At 45.1% G+C, this 21,249-nt stretch carries 28 protein-coding genes and 1 pseudogene; 5 read left to right on the top strand and 24 right to left on the bottom strand.

Annotated features, from left to right (window positions below):
- Positions 1-11 precede the first annotated feature (11 nt).
- Complete coding sequence (locus WMO29_RS02050) at positions 12-893, bottom strand: SIR2 family NAD-dependent protein deacylase (protein WP_349163536.1); 882 nt, start codon at positions 891-893, stop codon at positions 12-14.
- Positions 890-1,870 (bottom strand): SIR2 family NAD-dependent protein deacylase, encoded by a 981-nt coding sequence (locus tag WMO29_RS02045; protein ID WP_173771729.1) that lies wholly within the window; start codon positions 1,868-1,870, stop codon positions 890-892. Before WMO29_RS02045 ends, WMO29_RS02050 begins: the two co-directional genes overlap by 4 nt.
- Before the next feature lie 126 nt (positions 1,871-1,996).
- Here WMO29_RS02045 and WMO29_RS02040 point away from each other — a divergent pair, with 126 nt between their 5' ends.
- The 4 genes and pseudogenes from WMO29_RS02040 (at position 1,997) to WMO29_RS02025 (ending at position 4,332) form a co-directional block, all read left to right on the top strand.
- Positions 1,997-2,440 carry an Rrf2 family transcriptional regulator gene (locus tag WMO29_RS02040; protein WP_349163535.1) on the top strand — a complete coding sequence of 148 codons (444 nt, stop codon included), beginning with the start codon at positions 1,997-1,999 and terminating at the stop codon, positions 2,438-2,440.
- 145 nt (positions 2,441-2,585) lie between these two features.
- A complete protein-coding gene (locus WMO29_RS02035; protein ID WP_349163534.1) occupies positions 2,586-3,305 on the top strand; it encodes a cation transporter in 720 nt (239 codons plus the stop codon).
- A pseudogene (locus WMO29_RS02030) lies at positions 3,274-3,995 on the top strand (ATP-binding protein); the annotation flags it as partial. The gene WMO29_RS02035 and the pseudogene WMO29_RS02030, both read left to right, overlap by 32 nt.
- A 100-nt stretch (positions 3,996-4,095) precedes the next feature.
- Positions 4,096-4,332, top strand: a complete 237-nt coding sequence (locus WMO29_RS02025; protein ID WP_048791018.1) for a DUF6061 family protein — start codon at positions 4,096-4,098, stop codon at positions 4,330-4,332.
- A gap of 159 nt (positions 4,333-4,491) precedes the next feature.
- Here the strand turns inward: WMO29_RS02025 and WMO29_RS02020 are convergent, their stop codons facing one another.
- The 22 genes from WMO29_RS02020 to WMO29_RS01915 all read right to left on the bottom strand — a co-directional run bounded on the left by WMO29_RS02020 (position 4,492) and on the right by WMO29_RS01915 (position 20,889).
- Positions 4,492-6,921, bottom strand: coding sequence for an ABC transporter permease (locus WMO29_RS02020; protein ID WP_349163532.1), 2,430 nt, complete (start codon positions 6,919-6,921; stop codon positions 4,492-4,494).
- Positions 6,918-7,592, bottom strand: coding sequence for an ABC transporter ATP-binding protein (locus tag WMO29_RS02015; RefSeq protein WP_349145086.1), 675 nt, complete (start codon positions 7,590-7,592; stop codon positions 6,918-6,920). Before WMO29_RS02015 ends, WMO29_RS02020 begins: the two co-directional genes overlap by 4 nt.
- Positions 7,593-7,705: 113 nt before the next feature.
- On the bottom strand, positions 7,706-8,971 hold the full coding sequence (locus WMO29_RS02010) for a sensor histidine kinase (RefSeq protein WP_349163530.1): 1,266 nt from the start codon (positions 8,969-8,971) through the stop codon (positions 7,706-7,708).
- Positions 8,947-9,636: a response regulator transcription factor gene (locus WMO29_RS02005; protein ID WP_349163529.1), complete on the bottom strand. Its 690-nt coding sequence runs from the start codon at positions 9,634-9,636 to the stop codon at positions 8,947-8,949. Before WMO29_RS02005 ends, WMO29_RS02010 begins: the two co-directional genes overlap by 25 nt.
- Before the next feature lie 24 nt (positions 9,637-9,660).
- Positions 9,661-9,837, bottom strand: coding sequence for a DUF6019 family protein (locus tag WMO29_RS02000; RefSeq protein ID WP_021939191.1), 177 nt, complete (start codon positions 9,835-9,837; stop codon positions 9,661-9,663).
- Positions 9,838-9,850: 13 nt separating this feature from the next.
- Positions 9,851-10,333, bottom strand: a complete 483-nt coding sequence (locus WMO29_RS01995) for a phage antirepressor KilAC domain-containing protein (protein ID WP_349163527.1) — start codon at positions 10,331-10,333, stop codon at positions 9,851-9,853.
- A 208-nt stretch (positions 10,334-10,541) separates the two neighbouring features.
- Complete coding sequence (gene rpsI, locus WMO29_RS01990) at positions 10,542-10,934, bottom strand: 30S ribosomal protein S9 (protein ID WP_158365014.1); 393 nt, start codon at positions 10,932-10,934, stop codon at positions 10,542-10,544.
- A 30-nt stretch (positions 10,935-10,964) separates the two neighbouring features.
- A complete protein-coding gene (rplM, locus tag WMO29_RS01985) occupies positions 10,965-11,393 on the bottom strand; it encodes a 50S ribosomal protein L13 (RefSeq protein ID WP_158365013.1) in 429 nt (142 codons plus the stop codon).
- Positions 11,394-11,596: 203 nt separating this feature from the next.
- Positions 11,597-12,358 carry a tRNA pseudouridine(38-40) synthase TruA gene (gene truA / locus WMO29_RS01980; RefSeq protein ID WP_349163525.1) on the bottom strand — a complete coding sequence of 254 codons (762 nt, stop codon included), beginning with the start codon at positions 12,356-12,358 and terminating at the stop codon, positions 11,597-11,599.
- The gene (locus tag WMO29_RS01975) at positions 12,355-13,158 is read right to left on the bottom strand and encodes a CbiQ family ECF transporter T component (protein WP_178038923.1); all 804 of its coding nucleotides are present in this window, start codon (positions 13,156-13,158) and stop codon (positions 12,355-12,357) included. The genes truA and WMO29_RS01975 overlap by 4 nt, the downstream gene beginning before the upstream one ends.
- Positions 13,151-14,017 (bottom strand): energy-coupling factor transporter ATPase, encoded by an 867-nt coding sequence (locus tag WMO29_RS01970; RefSeq protein ID WP_349163524.1) that lies wholly within the window; start codon positions 14,015-14,017, stop codon positions 13,151-13,153. The genes WMO29_RS01975 and WMO29_RS01970 overlap by 8 nt, the downstream gene beginning before the upstream one ends.
- Positions 14,002-14,865, bottom strand: a complete 864-nt coding sequence (locus WMO29_RS01965) for an energy-coupling factor transporter ATPase (RefSeq protein ID WP_178038921.1) — start codon at positions 14,863-14,865, stop codon at positions 14,002-14,004. The genes WMO29_RS01970 and WMO29_RS01965 overlap by 16 nt, the downstream gene beginning before the upstream one ends.
- A gap of 300 nt (positions 14,866-15,165) precedes the next feature.
- Complete coding sequence (locus WMO29_RS01960) at positions 15,166-16,203, bottom strand: DnaJ C-terminal domain-containing protein (RefSeq protein ID WP_349163523.1); 1,038 nt, start codon at positions 16,201-16,203, stop codon at positions 15,166-15,168.
- A gap of 102 nt (positions 16,204-16,305) precedes the next feature.
- Entirely contained in the window at positions 16,306-16,749 is a 444-nt protein-coding gene (locus tag WMO29_RS01955) for an Hsp20/alpha crystallin family protein (protein WP_349163522.1), read from the bottom strand.
- A gap of 282 nt (positions 16,750-17,031) precedes the next feature.
- Positions 17,032-18,249, bottom strand: a complete 1,218-nt coding sequence (locus WMO29_RS01950; protein WP_349163520.1) for a site-specific integrase — start codon at positions 18,247-18,249, stop codon at positions 17,032-17,034.
- Between the two features lie 125 nt (positions 18,250-18,374).
- Positions 18,375-18,581 carry a ribbon-helix-helix protein, CopG family gene (locus WMO29_RS01945; RefSeq protein WP_349163518.1) on the bottom strand — a complete coding sequence of 69 codons (207 nt, stop codon included), beginning with the start codon at positions 18,579-18,581 and terminating at the stop codon, positions 18,375-18,377.
- A 110-nt stretch (positions 18,582-18,691) separates the two neighbouring features.
- On the bottom strand, positions 18,692-18,883 hold the full coding sequence (locus tag WMO29_RS01940) for a hypothetical protein (protein ID WP_349163517.1): 192 nt from the start codon (positions 18,881-18,883) through the stop codon (positions 18,692-18,694).
- Positions 18,880-19,254 carry a type II toxin-antitoxin system PemK/MazF family toxin gene (locus tag WMO29_RS01935; RefSeq protein ID WP_349163516.1) on the bottom strand — a complete coding sequence of 125 codons (375 nt, stop codon included), beginning with the start codon at positions 19,252-19,254 and terminating at the stop codon, positions 18,880-18,882. Before WMO29_RS01935 ends, WMO29_RS01940 begins: the two co-directional genes overlap by 4 nt.
- On the bottom strand, positions 19,255-19,680 hold the full coding sequence (locus WMO29_RS01930; RefSeq protein ID WP_349163514.1) for a recombinase family protein: 426 nt from the start codon (positions 19,678-19,680) through the stop codon (positions 19,255-19,257).
- Positions 19,670-19,903 (bottom strand): helix-turn-helix domain-containing protein, encoded by a 234-nt coding sequence (locus WMO29_RS01925; RefSeq protein WP_349163585.1) that lies wholly within the window; start codon positions 19,901-19,903, stop codon positions 19,670-19,672. The genes WMO29_RS01930 and WMO29_RS01925 overlap by 11 nt, the downstream gene beginning before the upstream one ends.
- A gap of 24 nt (positions 19,904-19,927) precedes the next feature.
- Positions 19,928-20,260, bottom strand: a complete 333-nt coding sequence (locus WMO29_RS01920; protein WP_349163512.1) for a hypothetical protein — start codon at positions 20,258-20,260, stop codon at positions 19,928-19,930.
- A gap of 257 nt (positions 20,261-20,517) precedes the next feature.
- Positions 20,518-20,889 carry a helix-turn-helix domain-containing protein gene (locus tag WMO29_RS01915; protein ID WP_349163510.1) on the bottom strand — a complete coding sequence of 124 codons (372 nt, stop codon included), beginning with the start codon at positions 20,887-20,889 and terminating at the stop codon, positions 20,518-20,520.
- A 143-nt stretch (positions 20,890-21,032) separates the two neighbouring features.
- Between WMO29_RS01915 and WMO29_RS01910 the strand changes: the two genes are divergently transcribed.
- Positions 21,033-21,230, top strand: coding sequence for a hypothetical protein (locus WMO29_RS01910; protein ID WP_349163508.1), 198 nt, complete (start codon positions 21,033-21,035; stop codon positions 21,228-21,230).
- Positions 21,231-21,249: the final 19 nt, after the last annotated feature.

Here is a 21,249-nt window from a genome sequence, read left to right as displayed (position 1 = left end):
TTCGCCCCTTTCTATTTTATGTTTGCTGCGATGGATCGCACCTGCCGGAGGGCAGCTAGAGTTTCCACCAAATCTCCTTGCAGATACAGGCTGCGTCCCCGCAGATGCTCTGGCCTATGAGATGCCTCTCGATTAAGACATGCATAAAAGACGTTTTCGTTTTTGGCAGTAAGTTCCCAGAAGGGCAGTTTGATGATACTGGGCGTCATCTCACCCACGCCAAGTTCCAACAGCAGGACTTTTTTGTCGGACTGATCCATTATCCAGCGTCGCAGGAATCTATGGTAGCGGTGCAGGTTATCCTGCCAGAAGGTTCCCTCCAGAAAGGTATCATCTCGTACCCAAGGCACCAGCACCCGCCCGCAATCCGGGCAACGGGGAACAGCTTCCTCCGGCAGGCGAACACCCACCAAGCGACCGGTCAGTTCCTTTACCAGTTCGCGGTTTTCCCAAATATCATCCCGACAGGGCTGGCTGCACTGGCAGTAGCTAAAGTCTCCCTGAAAGGCACAAATTTGTTCCTGGGGAAATACCCGAAAAAACTGCTGATCGACATTAGTGGTCAGCACAAAGACCGGTTTATCTGCAACAAGCGTTTGCAGATCCAGATAGGGCTGCCCCGTAGGGGCTTCCCACATGAAGCGGATATATTGACTGTAATATCCCCACTGCTCTCCATAGCTGGAAAAGCAATGGTAGAATCCAGCCAGCGGAGAGGTAAAGCCATACTGTTCACGAAAGGAAGCCAATGCCTCCGAAAGTGCCGGGGACCAATGGTAGTGGTCGTATCCAGCTGCGCTTGACAGGCCGGAGCCGCCTCCGATCACAACGGCATCTGCTTGAGCAATACGCTCGGCAAGTTCCTGAAGCGCCGCTTGGTTTCCAACCCTCATTGATCGTTATCTCCGCTTTCCATGGTGTTCCGTGCATCCCGCAGCACTTGAGCAATGTCGGCCACAATGGTCATGCCCTTATCCTCCAACTGCTTGGGCAGGAAGTCATATTTGTCGTTGACAGCAATATATCGAGCATGGGGAAAGCTGAGGGTCATGTTCCAGAAAGGTTCTTGGATAAACATGGGAGTCATTCGACCAACGCCCAACTCCAGGAACAGAATTTTGCTGTCTTTGTGTTCCAGTACGTAGCGAGAAATTTTTTCGTACTGTTCTTCATATTTCTTTCCTTGCAGGAAATTCCCATATCCTCGCACCCAGGGGAAAGCCTCGCCACCGCAGTGCGGACACCGGGGAATGAGATCCGTGGGAATCTTCGTGCCATCCCCCATAGCGGCCACCATATCAGCCACTGGCTTTACCGCATCCCAGGTGTCATCGGTACAGCAGGCGGCACACTGGAAGAACCGGTGATCTCCCTGGATCTCCGCCACCTTCTCCTCCGGGTAGAGTTTGACAAACTGGGTATCCTGGTTAGTGGTGAGGATGAAGAAGTCCTTGCCTTTCAACAAAGCGTCTAAATCCAAATAGGAATGACGCACAGGTGCGGTCTGGGTGGTGTGAAGGAATGTGGCGAGATACCCCCAATACTCTTCCCTTGTCTTCCAGGGGTGCATCATCCCTGCAAAAGCACCTTTGAAGTGGTACTTCTCCGCAAAAGGCCGGAAGTATTTCCGGTAGGAGTCGTTGTCCTCGTAGTAAAAATCTCCGCCACCGGCAGCGGACAGACCGGAGGCCCCGCCCACTACCACACAGTCAGCTTCCTTTACCTCCTGTACCAAACGATGGATCTGTTCGCTATACGGCAGCGGCTTTTTGTCAGTCAGCTGATAAGGCGTACTGCCGGAAGCATAGATAGGATAGTGCCTGGAATAATTCATCTGGGTCTGCATGACCAAATCATCATAGAAGTTCATTGTCACCATTCCTTTCGAGTGGGTGTTATTTTTATTCTTACTTCAAATCATTTTAGCATCCTCTTGCGCTGTTGTCAATATGCTGTTATAATAAAAATAACATCAAAGAAAAAAGGAGATTAGTCCATGAAATATCCCACCCGCCTTAGCGATGCTGTTCATATTCTGGCTTTTATCGCTCTGTACCCAGACTGCGACCTAACCAGTAACAAGCTGGCAGAGAGCATTCAGACAAATCCTGCCTATGTGCGCCAGCTCATGTCCGCCCTGCGGAAGGGTGGACTGCTGGTCAGCGTGAAGGGACATCCCCGACCTGCTCTGGCTCGTGAGCCGGAGAAAATCACTCTACTGGATGTCTATCGAGCATTAGAGGGCAACAAGCCCCTGCTCCATCAGGACATCCACACCAACCCCGCTTGTGGCGTGGGCGTGAACATTCAACTGGTGCTGCGGGATTTTTACTTGGACATTCAAAAAACAGCGGAACAAAGAATGCAGGAAATCACGCTGAAAGATGTGCTGGAACAATATCACATGAAGTTAGAAGGGATGCCCTTGCAGCGTTTATGACGGATCGATTTTCAGAAACGCTTCCATTTGGGACAAAAATTCTTCTGAACGGGAAATACAAGACCTCTTTGCGGGACTATACTGAAAACCGGAGAGACCTATACCCTGTATTTGTATTCTACTTTCCAGAGAAGAAGGTTTCAATATGCAGGAAAAGTACAATGTCACAGGCATGACTTGTGCGGCCTGCCAAGCTAGGGTACAAAAAAGCGTATCCAGCCTGACCGGCGTGCAAGAGTGCAATGTCAATCTGTTAAAAAACAGTATGGTGGTAACTTATGACGACAAAAATGTAAACAGTGGGCAGATTATCGCCGCTGTAGAAAAGGCAGGCTATGGCGCATCCCTACAGCAAGTCAAGGGAAAATCAGCTGCACAGGCTGTCTCCCCGGTGGACACTGCAAAAAAGGAATATGAGGCGATGCGCCGTCGAGTAATCTGGTCCTTTGTATTCACTATCCCTTTGTTCTATATCTCAATGGGACATATGTTGGGCTGGCCGCTGCCGGGTGTCTTTCTGGGGACGGAAAACTCCATGATCTACGCCCTGACCCTGTTTTTACTGGTTCTGCCAGTAGCAATTATCAACAACAAATACTATCGCATGGGTTTCAAGACCCTGTTCCACGGATCGCCCAACATGGATTCCCTAATCGCATTGGGTTCCGGTGTCTCCCTGGCCTACGGAATCTACGCCCTCTATAAAATTGCTTGGGGCTTTGGCCACGGAGATTTGGTGCTGGTAGATCAGTTTGCTCACGACCTCTATTTCGAGGGAGCGGGCACCATTCTCACGCTCATTACTCTGGGCAAATTCTTCGAGGCGCGTGCCAAATTTGATTTATTTACTGAACAGCGGCAGTGAATTTATTCGCAATAATTCCAAAGTCCGTTTTGTCAAAGAGGCACAGTATCGTGTAGACAAGCCGGATTATGCTGAACGAGCTGTAACAGAGGCTCTTGTCAATGCGCTTATCCATCGTGATTATATTGTGCTTGGCAGCGAAATCCATATTGATATGTTTGATGATCGGGTGGAAATCACATCTCCGGGCGGTATGTTTGGCGGCGGCTCAATTCAGGAATACGATATTTACAGTATTCGTTCGATGCGACGAAACCCTGTGATTGCTGATCTGTTCCACCGCATGAAGTACATGGAACGCCGTGGAAGTGGCCTACGCAAAATCGTCAGTGAAACCGAAAAGCTACCTGGATATACAGCGGCATATAAGCCCGAATTTTCCTCAACAGCAACAGATTTCAGGGTCATCTTGAAAAATGTAAACTACATCATGTGCGGTGCTTCCGCACATGATACAGCACATGATGCCGCACATGATACATCTGTGATCAGCAAGCAAAACTTGCTATTGGAATTTTGTGCAGACCCTAAAAGTCGAGATGAAATGCAAGCATATATTGATGTTTCCAGCCGTTCTCACTTCAGCAAATATTACCTCAAGCCTTTATATCTTCTGGTAAACTTGAAATGATGTTTCCAGACAAACCCAAAAGCAAAAACCAGAAATACACTACCGTTCATTCCAAATAACCAAGAAGCAGGGCATTGGGTCTCATCTCCCATTGTCCTGCTTCTTTTCATTCCAGATTATATACTAATGATTGATTAAATGATAAGGAGATGGGATACGATGAGAACAATATTTGCAGAATACAATCCACAACGAAACAGCATTGACATATATACAAATGTTGGCTATATGCTTCGCATTGACTGCTGGGAAGCCGAAAAGGATTTAAAAACCACACCCGGATCAGACTGTGCATTGACTTCACTTGCAGTCGATGAACCACTTGAATATGCGAGATTATATCTTGAGGGCAATTTACAGATGTGGGTAGATGCAGAAGATTCATTAGAGTTATAAAATGCAAGCAGCCTGTATGCTTCATTACACACAGGTTGCTTAATCAAATTTATTATAATTGATGAAAAATCGGTTGCATTTTGTCAAAAGTACAAAACTTTTTGAAGCCAAGTGCTTTTAATTCCTGTTATGATACTGAGGATATCCCAGCAATACTTGCTATCCCTGATACCTTATTCTTTCTACCAGCGTTTCCTTTTTCAGATTACTGCTTAAAACACAGGAAAGCACAACTTGTAGAATACCAACCAGAAGAATCATAACAAGAATCGGGATAAGAGGAACGTGATAAACGTTCATTCCAAAAATCCCATTATGCTTCGCATAGGAAAACAGTGCATAGCCAAGGGGCAGACCGGCAGCAAGTGCGACGCAGATGGTGCCAACCGTAAAAATCAAGCCCTGTATTTGTAAGCTCAGATTCAACTGCTTATTGGTCATGCCTACCGCTTGCAGCACACCGTATTCCTGCTTCTTCGTGGTGATGTTGATGATCATGGTGTTTGCCAGATTCATAAACCCAATGAGACCGACAATTGCCATGAACAGATAGCAGCCAAGCTTCATCATACGGCTTGCGTATTCTGCGGTTTGCAATTCTGTGTGATAGGTGTTCAGCTTGATATGAGAAGTATCGGAGAGCAGGTCATTCAGGCTTTGCTCTACAGATACCACATCTTTTTTAGCACAATCCACCCACAGGTATCCATAAGATGTCCCTTTCGGATTTACAGAGCGGTATACTTCTTCCGGAATGACCAGATAAGTGTCCGCGCTTACAAAGGAGCCTGCGATTTTTCCATGATAGGTATAGGTTCCGCTTCCGTTATCAAAGTTGAATGTAATCGGCGCACCCGCAGAATACCCGTCAGCTTCCATCCACATGGACCAGCCAAAGAAAACATCCCCGTTTTTGACAGCCTGTGCATAGTCCATGGAACCGATATCGCCATCCCCGCGCATCATTTCAAAATCCTCTTGATTTACGATTGCAACCGGAAATTTTGTTCCGTTCAAATCTGCAGAGACGATTTCTCTCGTTAGTACATCCGTTACACCGGGGATGGATTTGATTTCTTTAATCAAAGAATCATTCAGTGGGTTGTTCTGTAGGATTGTGTCCAGATTATTCTCCGGATAGGCTTCATCATAATTCTGGGAATAATCCAGCTGCAACTCAAATTGTCCATGGTTGATTGCAATCCGCGCCTCGTGCTCCGTGTCAATATTCCCAACATAATTAGAGATAATTACAAACAATACACAGGAAAGCCCCATGGTAAGAATCGTAGCAATGGTTCTTTTCGGATTGCCTGTCACATTTGCCATTGCCATGGAGAAAACGGTGACATCTTTTCTGCCTTTTCGTCTGCCCTGTTTTTGCGTTTTGGAGCCGTCAAGATACCGTGTCGCTTCGATGGGTGAAATCCGGGAAACAATTTTCATGGGTTTGCGCAGAGCCAAAACGACCGTAAGAAACGATACAAAAATGCAGATGAGCATAATTGTCAGTGAAAACAGAGGCACCTGATGGTTCTTGATTCCGGACGATACCAGATTTCCCTGCTCCACCAGCCAGTTGAAGCTGACTTTTGCAATCAGGAAACCAAACAGCAGCCCCAGCGGTATCGAAGGAACCGCCAGAAGAATGCCCTCACGAAAGATCAACTGCTTCATCTGCTTTCTGGTTGCACCCAGCGCCTTGATTTTTCCGTACTCCTGAACCTTCTGGGCAATCCCGACCTGGAAGATATTATAAATGACCACAACGGAAAACAGCACGATTCCGAGGATCAGGGTTCCACAAACCACAATCATTTCATAGCTCGGCTGCAATACCCACTGCAGGTAGAGGTCATTGATGATCACGTTTTTCTGGTCAATGCCGCAGGAATCCGCGATTTCTTTTATAACAGGCGCAACATTATTCATAGATACATTTGCAGAATCGCTCAAGGTAAAATAGATATTATATTGCCTGTCATCCTCCGCAACACGTTCATTATAAAAATCCTGCGAACCGAATACAACATAGGAAGCCTCGATGGTATATTCATCCCGGTCATATAAAATCCCGCTGACAGTAAATTCCACCGGTGCGTATTCCGACTGCATGCCGGAACGGTACTCCAATGTTACGGTGTCTCCGACCTTTACATCATGGTATCCCACTGCATCAAAGAAAGCGCGTCCTGCGGCAATTTCCTGCGCCTTTTCCGGATAGGTACCTTCCTTCAACACATATTCCTGATTATAGGGAAGCATTTTCCTGACCGTTTCATCCGCACTGACAAAGCCGCCATTTTCATTTCCTTTCAGGATGCCCTCCGTACACATGATGCCGATATCAGATATCTCAGCTCTGCGTTCCACTTCTTTTAATTGCGTACCATCTGCGGCGATAAACAGGCCGTAGTTGCTTCCGTATGAGCTTGCCGCCTGACTTTTCTGTAAATGAATTACCCCATTTCCCACAGTACTGATGATAACAAGCAGCATCGTGGTCAGACAGATTGCCATCATGATCAGTATACTTCTTGTCCTGTTCCTTTTGTCATTGCTATATGCAATCCTGCTTATTGTCTTCATCTGAAATCCACCACCTGTCCGTCCTCAATCACCAGAATACGGTCAGCGACCTGTGCAATTTCGTCATCATGGGTAATCATTACAATTGTCTGTCCATATTTTTTTGCTGTCATCTTAAGCAGAGCGATTACCTCATCACTGGTCTTAGAATCAAGATTGCCTGTCGGCTCATCTGCAAATATAATTTCCGGACGATTCACCAGTGCTCTTGCAATTGCTACTCTCTGCTGCTGTCCTCCGGATAACTGATTTGGCAGATTATAAATCCGGTTTTCAATCCCCAGAGTTGCAATAATATCATTTACATACGCTTCATCCACTTTTCTTCCGTCCAGCCCCAGTGGCAGTACAATATTTTCCCAGACATTAACAGATGAAACCAGATTAAATGCCTGAAAAACAAATCCGATTTTTCTTCTGCGGAAAACAGCAAGGGCATTTTCCTTCATCCTGTATAAATTTTTCCCTGCTAAAGTAACACTGCCTTTTGTCGGGGTGTCTAGCCCTCCAAGCATATGAAGTAATGTACTTTTGCCGGAACCTGACTTTCCAACAATTGCGACAAATTCTCCCCGCTCAATCTGAATGTCCACCTGATTGACCGCTTTGACCTGATTCTCACCTGCGCCATAAAACTTACAAAGCTGCTTGGTTTCTAATATCACACTCATGTGTTGCCTCCTTTTCATCCTACATCCAAATTGTATCAGGGCAATCTTTCATTTCACTTTCAAAAAACGAGCAGAAGTCTTACAGAATTGTAAGATTTCTGCTCACTTAAAATTTAACCAATATATGGTAATTGAATCACAAACGTGCTTCCTTTTTTCTTTTTGCCGGAGGTTACCGTAATCGTACCTGCGTGTTTTTCGATAATTTCTCTCGATAGAAAAAGTCCGATTCCTGTACCACTCTTTTCCATGACCTCCTTGGAGCTTCCTCTGTAAAATCGTTGAAAAATTTTGTGATACTCATTCTGCGGAATACCAATTCCCTGATCCTCAATTTCCATTCTTACAAGATCGTTTCTTTTTTGTAACCGGATAAATATTTTTGAACCACACGGACTGTACTTGACCGCATTATCCAGAACGTTGATCACAGCTTCACCAAGCCACCTTTTATCCTGCATAATCGTGCATGTTTCCAGCTCTTTTTCATAGTCAAAAACGAATTCAATTTCTTTCTCATCCGCTTTAGGATAAGTGCGGTTCACAGCAGATATGACAGTATCCATAAGCGGAAGTTTTTTCTTATTAATCTGAATCAGTCCAGTTTCCATCTTGGATATTTCAAGAAGCGACTGCAATAATGTCTCCAGTCCATCCAGAGCACTCCGACAACGGATACGAAACTCATCCTGTTCTGCGGCACTTAAGTCATTCTGCATCAGCACACTAAAACATGTATCCAAAGCTGCAACCGGTGTCTTTAACTGGTGAGAAATATCAGAAACCATTTCTTTCGTGTTCTCCTTTTCTGCCCTTGCTTCTTCCTTTATCAACTGAATATGATGTCCGATTGCTTCAAGCTGGTCATTCAATTTTTCCAGTTCTGCATGATTTTCCGTTTTCAGTAAATCATCAAATTTATTTTCACGGAATCTGATCAGAATTTCTTCCAACTGGTCTAAAATTTTCTGATGACACGCATCTTCTTTTTTCTTCCAATAAAGTAAAAAAGTCAAAAGAAGCACGCATATCACAGTGCTTACAGCACCGGTCACCATAACCTGATGCCGGAATTGCGAATAAAATGCATTCCCTTTATTCCCCCAGTATCCATATTGCTCCAATAATCGCCTTCCCTGTTCGTTAGTTTCAATATCCTTATCCTTAAGCAATTCCGAAACAGCATCCAGCCCGGAAAATTCTTCCTTTGCAGCAATCTCTGTCATAAGATTCATTTTATATTTATAATCTTCATAAAACACATACGTGGTAAAGCAATTTGATATTGCAAACAATACTATGACAGGTAATACCAAGGAGAGCACTACTGTAATCTTCTTGCGATATCTCTTTGTCACTGCCTTACCTCCTGATTCCATATATACCCAAGACCTCTGATATTCTTTATATAGACCGGTGCAGCCGGATTGTCTTCGATTTTCTCACGGAGTCTTCTGATATTGACAGCGATTGTATTTTCATCCACAAAATCCCCTTCCAGATCAAATACATTTTCCAATATTTGTGTTTTTGAAAGAATCTGTTTCGGATTCTTAAGAAAAAAAGTCAGCATTTTCAACTCCGTTTTTGTCAGACTGATTTCACGACTCTTTATCAGGACTTTCATTTCTCCTGCGATAAATACGATATCTCCCGAAATCATCTTTCCGGCTTCCGTTTTCTCCTGTCTGCGGCGGAAATGTGCTTCTATTTTCAAAAGAAGTACCGAAAGACTAAACGGCTTTGTAATATAATCATCTGCCCCTGCTTCATATCCCATGACCTGATCCATCTCCTGATCTAGTGCTGTAAGACAAATAATGTATGTATTATAATTGCATCTCATCCACCTTACAAATTCCAGTCCATTCCCATCCGGAAGATTCACATCACAAATGGTAACATCCACATTATTATCACTTGCAATTCTTTTCGCTTTTTTCACTGATTCTGCCGAAAAAACCTCATATCCGGATTTTTTCAGTGAAAATGTAATTCCACGATTTAAATTTTCATCATCTTCAACCACGAGTATACCTGGCATAGCATATGCACCTCTCTTTATTAACTATTTTTCCTCTTCGTTACATATTTGTTCTGCCTCAATATCCTCGGTAGTGACTTTCCCTGTAATATCCCTATAGGCTTCTTTTATTCCATTTTTGACCGCCCACTTAATTATAAAATATAATGCAAGTAAGACGATTAGTGCTGTGCCAAAACTAATTCCTAATTCTTCAAACATTTCATTACCTCTGTCAATTCCGATTTGTTAAACTATCTATACAATACCATATCTCTTTGGCCAATACAATAATTGCATCGCTCCCGCTTATTCTCATCAATTCTGCAAACATATTCTGTGGAACTCCTAACTCCTTGCCACAGTAACGGATACAAGTGCAATCCATTGAGTTCACAAAGGTATCAAAGTAATTTGCTTTGGGCTGTGCCATTTTCAGCTGCCTGCTGATTTCCCTATTCTTTCCTTTCTCTGCAAGAAGCTGTTCTGCCAGTGTATAGATAGCCTCCGGATTTTCCATCACCTGTTGCAGCACCGAATCCGTCATATAGGCTCCATGTTTCCGAATAGCCGGAATGACCTCATGCGTGATCCAACGTTTAAAAAACTTTGCCTCCGGTTTACGCTGTCCAAAGACCTGGTTTTCAAATATTTGCAGTTCTGACACGCCGCTCTCTTTTCCCGGTCCGGCACCCAATTCTGTGTTGTACATGTTCATTCTAAAACCCTCCCTTACTTTTTTAGGATAAAAAATAAGAGTTTCCATTCATTTATGAATAAACAGAAACTCTATGTAATGTAAGCAAAGGTTATTTTATTTTCTCATATTTCCTCAAATTTCGTCATCGGAATCAGCCGTTTCTGGCATTAAAAAAAGCCCGAAAACGTTGAATTTTCGGGCTTTCCAAGCATTTTGAACTTGTTGATTATCTCTTGCTGAACTGCGGTGCGCGACGAGCTGCTTTGAGACCGTACTTCTTACGCTCTTTCATTCTCGGGTCACGAGTCAGGTAACCAGCCTTCTTCAGGACCGGACGGTAATCCGGATCTGCCTGAAGCAGTGCTCTTGCGATACCATGACGGATAGCACCAGCCTGTCCTGTATATCCGCCTCCGCGAACATTTACCAGAACGTCGAACTTGTCTGCTGTCTCTGTAGCAACGAGCGGCTGACGAACGACTACCTTCAGGGTCTCAAGACCAAGATACTCGTCGATGCTTCTCTTATTGATGGTGATATTTCCAGTACCCGGTACCAGGTATACTCTTGCGATGGATTTCTTTCTTCTGCCAGTTCCGTAGAATTTTGACTTAGCCACTGTAAATTTCCTCCTTTAACCTTTTCTCAATTAAAATGTAAGCACTTCCGGCTTCTGAGCCTCATGATTGTGCTCCGGACCAGCGTATACGTGAAGCTTTGTATACATCTGTCTTCCCAACGGTCCCTTCGGAAGCATGCCCTTTACAGCGAGCTCGATAACCTTCTCCGGCTTCTTGTTCATCATCTCACGCAGGGTGGTCTCTTTCATACCGCCTACGTAATCAGAGTGATGATAGTAAATCTTCTGATCCAGCTTCTTGCCGGTTACTTTGATCTTGTCTGCATTTACAACGATTACATAATCTCCGGTGTCGATGTGCGGAGTAAAGATTGCTTTGTTCTTACCTCTCAGAACTTTAGCTACTTCTGAAGCCAAACGTCCTAATGTATATCCTGTAGCGTCAACTACATACCATTTTCTCTCAATTGTTGCTGGACTAGCCATGTAACTTTTCATTGGTTTTCCTCCTGAAAATAAATTGAAACTTCTATGGAAATATGTCATTACCGGGGCTTTGGCTCAGACATTTTCGCACTACGTCACATTGGATTATTATATGATATGTTCCCGGGTGTGTCAACTGTTTTTTTAATAAAAATTCCACTTTTTTTATAAGAAAACTTCAGCCTGAACAGTTTTCGCATAACAGAGGATTTTTTCTATTGCAACGGGAATTCCGGATGCTCCGGATATTCCATTTTTATCAGAGTCAGGCCTTTCGCCGGAGCTGTCGGTCCCGCTGCCTGACGATCCCGCGCCTCTATGATGCCCGGGATTTCTGCCGGGTCTGTAACTCCGAAGCCCACATTTATCAGGGTACCTGCAAGAATGCGGACCATATTGTAGAGAAAGCCGTTTCCGGTCACCCGGATTCGTATCATATCCCCTTCTCTTATCACGTCCAGACTGTAAATAATCCGGACCGTGGTTTCCGCCTGGGTATGAATGCTGCAGAAGCTTTTAAAATCATGTTCTCCTAAAAACGGCAGGCAGGCCTCCTGCATCTTTGCCACGTCCAGCTTCTTCCTGAAGAAGTGGCTGTTCAGCCGTTCTCCGGGCAGTTCGAATTCCCGGTTCAGAATCCGGTACTCATAGGTTTTGATGCAGCTGGTCTTTCGGGGATGGAAATCATCGGCCACCTGAAAAGAACGTTGTACTCGGATATCCTCCGGCAGACGGCTGTTCAGAGCATAGGCCATCTTCTCCGCCGGCATCCGGGCCTCTGTATCAAAAACAGCCACATTTCCCAGCGCATGGACGCCGGAATCGGTCCGGCTGGCGCCAATCACCGCAATCTCCTCTTTTAATAAAGAAGAAAGAGCCCTGTTCAGCTCTCCTTCTATCGTATCTCCGTTATTCTGTACCTGCCAGCCGCAGTAATTTGTGCCGTCATAGGCCACTATCAGCATTACCCGTTTCATAATACCACTCTCACTGCGATAATCGCCGCCAGGAAGAGCGCAACCACCGCATATGCGTAATAATCCCGCCTTGCGTATACCAGCGGCTTCATCTTGGTCCGTCCGGCTCCTCCCCGGTAACATCTGGCCTCCATAGCCATCGCCAGGTCATTGGCCCGTCGGAACGCGGAGATAAACAGCGGCACCAGAAGCGGCACCAGGTTCTTTGCCTTCTGTACCAGATTGCCATGTTCAAAATCCGCGCCTCTGGCAATCTGCGCCTTCATGATTTTATCCGTTTCCTCCAAAAGAATCGGAATAAACCGAAGGGCGATGGACATCATCATAGACACCTCATGTACCGGCACCCGCAGCTTCTTCAAAGGGCTTAACAGCTTCTCCAGACCGTCCGTCAGGTCGTTGGGCGTAGTCGTCAGGGTCATGACAGAGGTGCCCAGAATCAGGTAAATCAGCCGGACAGCCATGAAAATCGCCGTGTGAAGACCCTTATCTGTAATCTTCAGCTTCCAGATCTGTACCAGCACCACATCGCCGGGCGTCAGGAACAGATTGAAGATCAAGGTAATCAGCAGGATAAAGAAGATTGCCTTCAGGCCTTTTACCATAAAATGGAAGGGAACCTTAGAAAGCCGAATCACGGTCACCAGAAAAACCGTAGCCACCAGATATCCCGCCCAGTCATTGGCCACAAACAACGCCACCAGGAATACCATGGTGGTCACCAGCTTAACCCGCGGATCTAATTTATGCAATATGGAATCTGCCGGGTAATACTGCCCCAGCGTAATATCTCTAATCATGTTTTTTTACCTTATCCCGGAACACGTTCAGAATCGTATCCCTTGCCTCTTCCATGGTCGTAGCGTCTCCGTCCACGCCAAATCCCTTTTCCTTCAGGGTATGCAGAATGTAGGTTACCTGGGGCGCGGCCAGGCCTACGCTCTCCAGCTCCTTATAATGGCGGAACACCTCTCTGGGCGCTCCGTCGTGCAGCACCTCGCCCTGATTCATGACGATAATGCGCTCCACATACTTTGCCACATCCTCCATACTATGGGAAACCAGCACAATCGTGATCCCCCGTTCCCGGTGCAGATAGCTGATCTGATCCAGAATTTCGTCCCGGCCTCTGGGATCCAGGCCCGCCGTAGGCTCGTCCAGAATCAGCACCTCCGGCTCCATGGCAAGCACGCCCGCTATGACCACACGCCGCTTCTGACCGCCGGACAGCTCGAAGGGCGACTGCTTCTCATACTCCTCGGAAAGCCCTACCATACGCATGGCCTCCCGTGCTCTTTTCTCCGCTTCCTCTTTGGACAGGCCCTGATTTTTCGGGCCAAAGCAGATATCGCTTAATACGTCTACCTCAAAAAGCTGGTGCTCCGGATACTGAAATACCAGTCCCACCTTGCTTCGAAGCTTCCGCATATCGTAGCCTTCCGCGTAAATGTCCTCTCCGTTAAAATAAATATGCCCGGAGGTGGGCTTTACCAGACCGTTCAGGTGCTGTACCAGTGTGGATTTTCCCGATCCGGTATGGCCGATGAGGCCGATAAACTGACCGTCCGGGATCTCCAGATTTATATCCTTCAGCGCATGAATCTCATAGGCTGTGGAAGGACTGTAGGTATATTGTACATGCTCTAATTTAAGTGACATAAGGCTTCCACCAGTTCCTCTCTTGTCAGAATTCCGTCGGGCAGATCAAGACCTGCTTTTTTCAGCTCCCAGGCAAGCTGTGTGGCCTGGGGTACATCCAGACGGTAGGCTTTCAGCGTTTCCACCTGAGAGAAGATTTCCCTCGGCGTACCGGCCATGACGATTTTGCCATCGTCCATGACAATCACCTTATCGGCGTAAATAACCTCTTCCATATAATGGGTAATCAGAATGACCGTAATATCCTCCACCTCATTCAGGGCCCGGACCGTACGGATCACTTCCTTACGGCCGTTGGGATCCAGCATGGCCGTAGGCTCGTCCAGCACGATGCACTCCGGGTGCATGGCTACCACACCTGCAATGGCTACCCGCTGCTTCTGGCCGCCGGACAGCTTATTCGGGGAATGGTGACGGTATTTCAGCATATTCACTGCCTTCAGGCTCTCCTCCACCCGCTCCCAGATTTCTTTCGTGGGCACTCCCATATTTTCCGGACCAAAGCCCACGTCCTCTTCCACGATGGTTCCGATAATCTGATTATCCGGGTTCTGGAATACCATACCGGCGCTCTGCCGGATATCCCATACCCGTTCTTCCTCTCTGGTATCAATTCCATCCACCCACAGAGTTCCCTCGCTGGGGATAAGCAGGGCGTTGATATGCTTGGCCAGCGTAGATTTTCCGGAACCGTTGTGTCCCAGAATCGCTACAAAGTCCCCCTTCTCTATCTGGAAGCTGACGCCGTTCACAGCCTTAATCAACTCCCGTTCCCGGCCTTCCTCATCGTATTTTCTGTATTCATAAACCAAATCTTCCGCTTGGATCATTGTTTCTTTCTTTTCCATGTTTACAACCCATCCTGCAAAATCCATAGATAAATCCATTTTCTTTCGGAATTTCGCATTTTCTGAATTCTGTCTTTACTTTCTGCTATCAGTGCCCGGCTGCATGTCCGGTCATGGCACTGCTTTTTATTTTATAATAAGAACAGGGCTTTTGCAAGAAAAAGTACAGATTGTCAACAGATTTTATTTTTCAAGTTTACAATGCAAATAAAATAACTGCTCTTTCAGAAATTCCGCCCAGAAAAAACAAAGCCTCCGGGACGTTTCCGTTCCGAAGGCTCTGTCTTTTGCTTTCTATACTTACGCGGCACTTCTGCCGCTCTGCTTCATGGCATTTTCAAATTCATGCAGCTTCTGCCGCTGTTCGGCCGTCAGTGTGGTGGGTACCTGAATCTGAATGGTCACGTACTGATCCCCGTGTACCTTCGGATCCTTCATGGATACGATTCCTTTGCCGCGAAGCCGTATCTTCTTTCCGGACTGGGTTCCTGCCGGAACCTTGCAGACCACATTGCCGTACAGGGTCGGGAAGCTGACCTCGCCGCCAAACACCGCTGTGGTAAATGGGATATCGGCCGTGGTATAGACGTCCATGCCCTTCCGCTCATATCCTGCCCTGGGCGCAATGTGTACCTTCAGCAGCAAATCACCGTTCTCCCCGCCTCCGAAGCCCGGGTGTCCCTTGCCCCGGAGCCGCACGCTCTTGCCATCGTCGATGCCTGCCGGAATATGCACGCTTAAGGACTGTACGCCGGTGCCGTCTGCTGCCTGAATGTGAATCATCTTATCGCACCCAAAGGCCGCCTCATCAAATCCGACCGTAATGTCCGCGTGTAAATCCTCGCCCCGATAGGAAGCCTGCTGCCGGTAGCCCTTCTGACCGCCGAAGCCGCCAAAACCGGAACCGTTGCTGTAAAAGCCGCTATGTCCGCCCGCATTGCCATGGAACATATTGCCGAAGATATCTCCGAACATATCGCCCATGTCGCCGCCCTCGAAATGGAACTCCTGATAGCCGCTGCCGTCTCCCGTGTGGAAGCTGCCGCTGCCAAAGCCCTGACCGCCCGCTCCTCCGTAGAAACCGCTTCCTGCGTCTGCCCGGGCGTTGCCTGCCTCGTCAAAGGCCGCAAAACCAAACTGATCGTATAATTTCTTCTTTTCCTTGTCACTGAGCACATTGTAGGCCTCTGTGACCTCTTTAAACTTCTGCTCGGCCACCTTGTCCCCCGGATTCATGTCCGGGTGGTATTTCTTTGCCAGCTTCCGGTAAGCACGCTTTATCTCTTTCTCATCTGCCTGCTTTCCAATGCCGAGCACCTCATAATAGTCCTGTTTCATAATGCCTGCTCACCTCCGCCTGCATAATTACCAGCTGCAAAGATGGGGATGCAGCCAAGCCGCATCCCCATCTTCTCTTTTGCCTGTCGAAAAGGCCTACGCTTAGCCTTCAATATCGATATAGCTCTTCTTTTCTACCTTCGGCTGCTCCTCTTTCTTCGGAACCAGCACCTTCAGCACGCCATTTTCAAATTTGGCCTTGATGTCTTCCTGGGTGAGATCCTCTCCCACATAGAAGCTCCGGCTGGTGGTGCCGCTGTAGCGCTCCTTACGGATGTACTTACCGTCCTGCTTCTCCTCCTTCTTGCTGTCGGTGGAAGCGGTAATGGTCAGATAACCGTCCTTCAGCTCTGCCTTAACGTCCTCTTTCTTTACGCCCGGAAGCTCAATCTCAAGTTCGTAACCTGTCTTGGTCTCCTTCACATCGGTGCGCATAAGGGGCGCTGCCTCTTTGCCATAAACCTTCTTTGCAGGTGCATACGGAAATGCAAAATCATTTACAAAATCATCTAATAAACTTTCTCCAAAAATACTCGGTACTAACATAAATCATTCCTCCTAATCTTCCCTTCAGTTCTGCTGGAGGTTCCGCAAGGGCTTTTTCTTATTTTCTTTCTTCTCCCTTGCTCTGATTCTGTTATAGCACCATTGTTAGCACTCGTCAAGTAGGAGTGCTAATATTTTTGTGAATTTTGTGTGAACTCACTGTTTTTCATGTCTTTTAATCATCCAAATATTGAATTTACATATTTTTTACATATTTTCGACTATATACTAAAGCTATTGCCCAAGTTCATACACTGAACCCTTGCAATAGCTTTCGCCTCTTTACATAGCCTTTTCCATCTTTGCCATTTCTTCTACGATTTTCTGCTCATGCACATGTGTATATACATCCAACGTAACTGCAGCATTGCTATGTCCCATAATATACTGCAATGCTTTAATCTCCATACCCGCTTCGGCCATTCTCGTACATGCAGTATGTCTGAATATATGAGCCGAGACATGTGGTAACATTACAGGCTTTCGTTTTTCTTCTTTCGCCTTTTTTTCTTCCTGCTTATTATATGCATTTATTATATTTTTCATTGCATTATTAAAACCGTTAGGGGCTATTGGGCGGCCATTTTTAGTTACAAACACAAAATTCTTGTACCCGTCTACCTCAAAGTCTCTTGAAGTTCCCAAAAACAATCTATACCTTTTCTGCATTATCAATGCATTGTATACTTCTGTAGTCATGGGAATAATACGTTTTCCGGCATCTGTCTTTGGAGCTGCTATCATAAACGCTGTTTTTCCATCTTCCTTTTTCTTATATTTAAGCTGATGATTGATATTTATACTTCTGCTTTTCATATCAATATCATCCCATGTAATTCCAATAACCTCTCCAATTCTACACCCTGTTCCTAACATATACCGCAACATTGGAGCATAAATTTTATATATATTATTATTCTCCACAAAATTCAGCAATCTTTTCTGTTCGTCCTGTGTCAATGCTTCCCTTTGGTTTTTATCTCCTTTGTATTTTTTCATACATTCTTTTTTTACCGGGTTTTTTCTTATCATATCATCATCCAATGCCAATTCAAAACTCGGCCCTAGCATTGTATTAAATTTCTTTATCGTACTGTTAGAGAGTCCTTTGTCCTTTAATTCTTTATAAAATCTTTTTATATGAGATGTTTTTATATTTTTTATTTGAGCATTACCCAATTCGGTATTCCTTATATGATTATTCCACAATCCCAAATAATCATTTCTGGTACTGTTCAGGAAATTTTCTTTATCTTTTAAACTTAAATACAACTCAAACAACTGATTCAGTGACATTTTTGCCGCTGTTTCATCTATGCTATCCGCAAGATCTTTTTGAATTTCTTTCTCTCGTTTTCGCAGTTCTTCCAATGTCCAGCTATAGATAACCTTAGGCTTATTTAAACCGTTTTTATACTGATAATAGTATCTACCATCACCTCTTTGCCCTTCGCCTTTAAATAAATTTCTTCCTCTATTATCTTTTCTTTTTTCCGCCATAGTGCTAAAACACTCCTTTCTTCTTGCAGGAATGTCCATCCTATGATACACTATTTCATAGTATGGACTTTCCATACTGTCGTTAGGGTTAGTCATTCGCTTTGGACGGGGAATGGCTAACCTTTTTAAGTATCTAATAGTAAGCCCAATGCTTTTCTGATTGCTTCTGCTTTCGAGATACTATTTTTTTCACAATACATTTCTAATCTTTCATACATTTCCTGATCTAATCGAATGCTGAATTTGATCTCCTTAGGCTTCTCTATTTTCGGTCTTCCAACCTTTCGTTGTGACACATTTTCACTTCCCTCCTTCGAATTTTTGCCACACATAAATTATAATATATGTGTGGCAAAAATTCAATCCTTTTCTAAAATTTTATAAACGCCCGTATACATCTAAATTTTACTTCTGTATACGGACGTTCTCTTTTTACATTCTCCTAATCCTCATAACTGTCCAAAATCTTATCTGCAACTCCTATGTCCACCCTAATAACTCTCCCGAAACGTTTAAGCGCTGAGGTATCTTTCAGGATATTCATCAACGTATTCTTTCCCAACCGGTAACGCTGCATCGCCTCGGGGACTGTCGCATATTTGACCGGAGCCTGTACATATATTGCTTTTCTCATATCTCTCTTCTTTCCAACTCCAACTGCCGTTTCATCGCTCTTTCCACTTTTACCATTGCATTTGACCCCGGTTCCAAATTTCCAACCATCATCAAAATCTGCCGTTCATCCACAATCGTCAACTGTTCTGCCATGAAAATTGTCTCTTTTTTCAGCACGCCTTGAATCTCTTCTGGTTTTACTGTCACATGCACCGGAAAATCTTTCTTATCCTTTTTACTGGTTCCCGGAATCACTTGATACACGCTACCGTTTCCTTTATCTGTACTGACAATTAAACATAGCTTTCTTCCAGACTGTATCCTCGTTCCCGGATGTTCACCCAAATCCACCCAGACAATATCGCCCTTCCGTTTCTTTTCCTTCTCCACTTAGGCACTCACCCTTTCACACACGCTCTTCATATTAAGTCGAAGCTCCCCTTCATCCACTGATATGATACGGAATCCCTGCTCCTGAACCATGCCGACCTTTCTGTACGCGTCAGTGAGCCCGGATGATATTGCATTCATATTAGCTACCAGAAGCACATTGGCCTTCCCCTGTTTCATCAGATAGAGACATTCCTGAAACAGCTTGTTGCGTATCGCAGGTCCAAAGCAGCCCCGCCTGACTATCTTCATCGGAATCAGTCCGTGAGCATTTGCATAATCATTGATATAGCGGAGCTGGCTATTTTCCTTTCGTTCAGCTAGTTCGAAAGAGCTCTCTTCATTCGATGACAGATACACAATACACGGAACCTCTTCTTTCACAATTCTTTTTTTCGTCTTTCTTTGCATTCTTCTATCGACCACGTTTACGTTCCTCCTTTTTCGGTATATTAAGAATCGTGTTGGCGTCTGTATCATAGTAATCTACCAATCTATATAACGTTTTCAGAGTCATTCCACGTCTTCCCTCCTCAAGCCTGCTATAATAGGAATGGCTGACCTCCAATGCTTCTGCCAGCTCCTGCTGCGTCGCATGGATATTTTCGCGCAATTCCCGTAATCGGTTTCCTATCTGAAAAGTATCCATTTCCGTTTCTTTCTCCATATTTTTTCACGCACCATGCAGCTCATCCAGCCCTACGCAGCGCACCTCGCTTCCCATTTCCATACAGTGAATTGACACTCCCATCTGTCTCGCCAACTGTAAGAAATGGAACAGACTCTCCGCATCTGAAGTGATATCTTCCAGTCTGCGAACCAGCAGCGCCTTAACCTCTTCCTGCTCCAGCCACTTCACGACCTGTTTAATCGCCCAACGGTCAATCTTGTCCTCCGGGGTGCGATCCACGAATACCTCTTGCAGCTCCAGGTTCAGCTTCTCCCCGTAGGCAATCATCTCTGCACCCATGATGGTCACGATATCCAGCCCCTTTCCGGATCTCATCAGGCCTACTCCTTTAGTTTTTGTGTTCACGCTTGTGTTTTTCATATTCACTCCGCCTTTCCTTGTCTTTTTTCATCAGTGGTTTTCCTTACTGATTATGTAATTATTGTAGTTTTTTCAGGCTGTGAATTTTATACCGTGGTACACGCTCCCCTACGTGTTTGCCACGCTCTTTTACGCACAAAAAAGGAACAGGCTTTTTCTGACCTGTTCCCGAATAACTAAAGGTTCACCTTCAAAGCAGTGATGTGCTTAAATTAAATATTTTTTGATTCAATCCTCTGTTCAAACATCTTCACATTTCTCATAGACGCCTTGACGGACTTCATGACATCTACCAAGAATCTTATTTCGTATTCATTGCAATCGTCCAGTATCGCCTGTGCCTCTCTGGAAAACACCGCTCCTGACTTCAGGACGGTATCACATAGCAGCTCATCCACCGATACTTCCAGCTCATTGGCTATCGCCACCAGTGTAGGAAGGCTGACGGTAGAGTTGCCCGTCTCAATATTACTCATGTGTTGTGGGGTAATACCTACCTTTTCTGATACAGCTTCCTGTGTCAGTTCCTTCTTTATCCTTGCAATTTTTATACGTTTTCCGATTGCTTTGAAATCCAGCTCCACCGTATCTCTCCTGTAAAATCATAAATTTTCCGTATAACTATTTTTTTATATTGTAACCTTTCTGTTTTTACATTATAATAATCTAATAAAATGATTCATTTTGTTAATTGTATAAGCAAGATATAAAGGAGACTTTTCATAAAATGGAACCGCATATTATTTACCTTTCAGAAGAAGATGGCGAAATGCTTCATGACCTACTGTCTATGCCAGAAGAGGAACAGCGTTTTTTCCGCATGATAATTGAAATCGGTCATCGAAAGATTTTTTCGGAAGAAGATTTTTCTTTTTTTATCCACTACTGTATGAAACAGATGGCACAGGAAGAATCCCCGTTTTGAACTTCATCAAAACAGGGAT

The organism is Laedolimicola intestinihominis (assembly GCF_040096155.1).
Classification (GTDB): domain Bacteria; phylum Bacillota; class Clostridia; order Lachnospirales; family Lachnospiraceae; genus Laedolimicola; species Laedolimicola intestinihominis.
The sequence above is the reverse complement of the archived record's forward strand: the minus strand, read 5'-3'. Positions and strand labels throughout refer to the sequence as shown.

What these genes read in the sequence shown, in the direction of transcription:
- WMO29_RS02050 (WP_349163536.1), bottom strand. Translation starts at nt 893, where the DNA reads ATGAGGGTTGGAAACCAAGCGGCGCTTCAGGAACTTGCCGAGCGTATT.
- WMO29_RS02045 (WP_173771729.1), bottom strand. Translation starts at nt 1,870, where the DNA reads ATGAACTTCTATGATGATTTGGTCATGCAGACCCAGATGAATTATTCC.
- WMO29_RS02040 (WP_349163535.1), top strand. Translation starts at nt 1,997, where the DNA reads ATGAAATATCCCACCCGCCTTAGCGATGCTGTTCATATTCTGGCTTTT.
- WMO29_RS02035 (WP_349163534.1), top strand. Translation starts at nt 2,586, where the DNA reads ATGCAGGAAAAGTACAATGTCACAGGCATGACTTGTGCGGCCTGCCAA.
- WMO29_RS02025 (WP_048791018.1), top strand. Translation starts at nt 4,096, where the DNA reads ATGAGAACAATATTTGCAGAATACAATCCACAACGAAACAGCATTGAC.
- WMO29_RS02020 (WP_349163532.1), bottom strand. Translation starts at nt 6,921, where the DNA reads ATGAAGACAATAAGCAGGATTGCATATAGCAATGACAAAAGGAACAGG.
- WMO29_RS02015 (WP_349145086.1), bottom strand. Translation starts at nt 7,592, where the DNA reads ATGAGTGTGATATTAGAAACCAAGCAGCTTTGTAAGTTTTATGGCGCA.
- WMO29_RS02010 (WP_349163530.1), bottom strand. Translation starts at nt 8,971, where the DNA reads ATGGAATCAGGAGGTAAGGCAGTGACAAAGAGATATCGCAAGAAGATT.
- WMO29_RS02005 (WP_349163529.1), bottom strand. Translation starts at nt 9,636, where the DNA reads ATGCCAGGTATACTCGTGGTTGAAGATGATGAAAATTTAAATCGTGGA.
- WMO29_RS02000 (WP_021939191.1), bottom strand. Translation starts at nt 9,837, where the DNA reads ATGTTTGAAGAATTAGGAATTAGTTTTGGCACAGCACTAATCGTCTTA.
- WMO29_RS01995 (WP_349163527.1), bottom strand. Translation starts at nt 10,333, where the DNA reads ATGAACATGTACAACACAGAATTGGGTGCCGGACCGGGAAAAGAGAGC.
- rplM (WP_158365013.1), bottom strand. Translation starts at nt 11,393, where the DNA reads ATGAAAAGTTACATGGCTAGTCCAGCAACAATTGAGAGAAAATGGTAT.
- truA (WP_349163525.1), bottom strand. Translation starts at nt 12,358, where the DNA reads ATGAAACGGGTAATGCTGATAGTGGCCTATGACGGCACAAATTACTGC.
- WMO29_RS01975 (WP_178038923.1), bottom strand. Translation starts at nt 13,158, where the DNA reads ATGATTAGAGATATTACGCTGGGGCAGTATTACCCGGCAGATTCCATA.
- WMO29_RS01970 (WP_349163524.1), bottom strand. Translation starts at nt 14,017, where the DNA reads ATGTCACTTAAATTAGAGCATGTACAATATACCTACAGTCCTTCCACA.
- WMO29_RS01965 (WP_178038921.1), bottom strand. Translation starts at nt 14,865, where the DNA reads ATGGAAAAGAAAGAAACAATGATCCAAGCGGAAGATTTGGTTTATGAA.
- WMO29_RS01960 (WP_349163523.1), bottom strand. Translation starts at nt 16,203, where the DNA reads ATGAAACAGGACTATTATGAGGTGCTCGGCATTGGAAAGCAGGCAGAT.
- WMO29_RS01955 (WP_349163522.1), bottom strand. Translation starts at nt 16,749, where the DNA reads ATGTTAGTACCGAGTATTTTTGGAGAAAGTTTATTAGATGATTTTGTA.
- WMO29_RS01950 (WP_349163520.1), bottom strand. Translation starts at nt 18,249, where the DNA reads ATGGCGGAAAAAAGAAAAGATAATAGAGGAAGAAATTTATTTAAAGGC.
- WMO29_RS01945 (WP_349163518.1), bottom strand. Translation starts at nt 18,581, where the DNA reads ATGTGTGGCAAAAATTCGAAGGAGGGAAGTGAAAATGTGTCACAACGA.
- WMO29_RS01940 (WP_349163517.1), bottom strand. Translation starts at nt 18,883, where the DNA reads ATGAGAAAAGCAATATATGTACAGGCTCCGGTCAAATATGCGACAGTC.
- WMO29_RS01925 (WP_349163585.1), bottom strand. Translation starts at nt 19,903, where the DNA reads ATGGATACTTTTCAGATAGGAAACCGATTACGGGAATTGCGCGAAAAT.
- WMO29_RS01920 (WP_349163512.1), bottom strand. Translation starts at nt 20,260, where the DNA reads ATGAGATCCGGAAAGGGGCTGGATATCGTGACCATCATGGGTGCAGAG.
- WMO29_RS01910 (WP_349163508.1), top strand. Translation starts at nt 21,033, where the DNA reads ATGGAACCGCATATTATTTACCTTTCAGAAGAAGATGGCGAAATGCTT.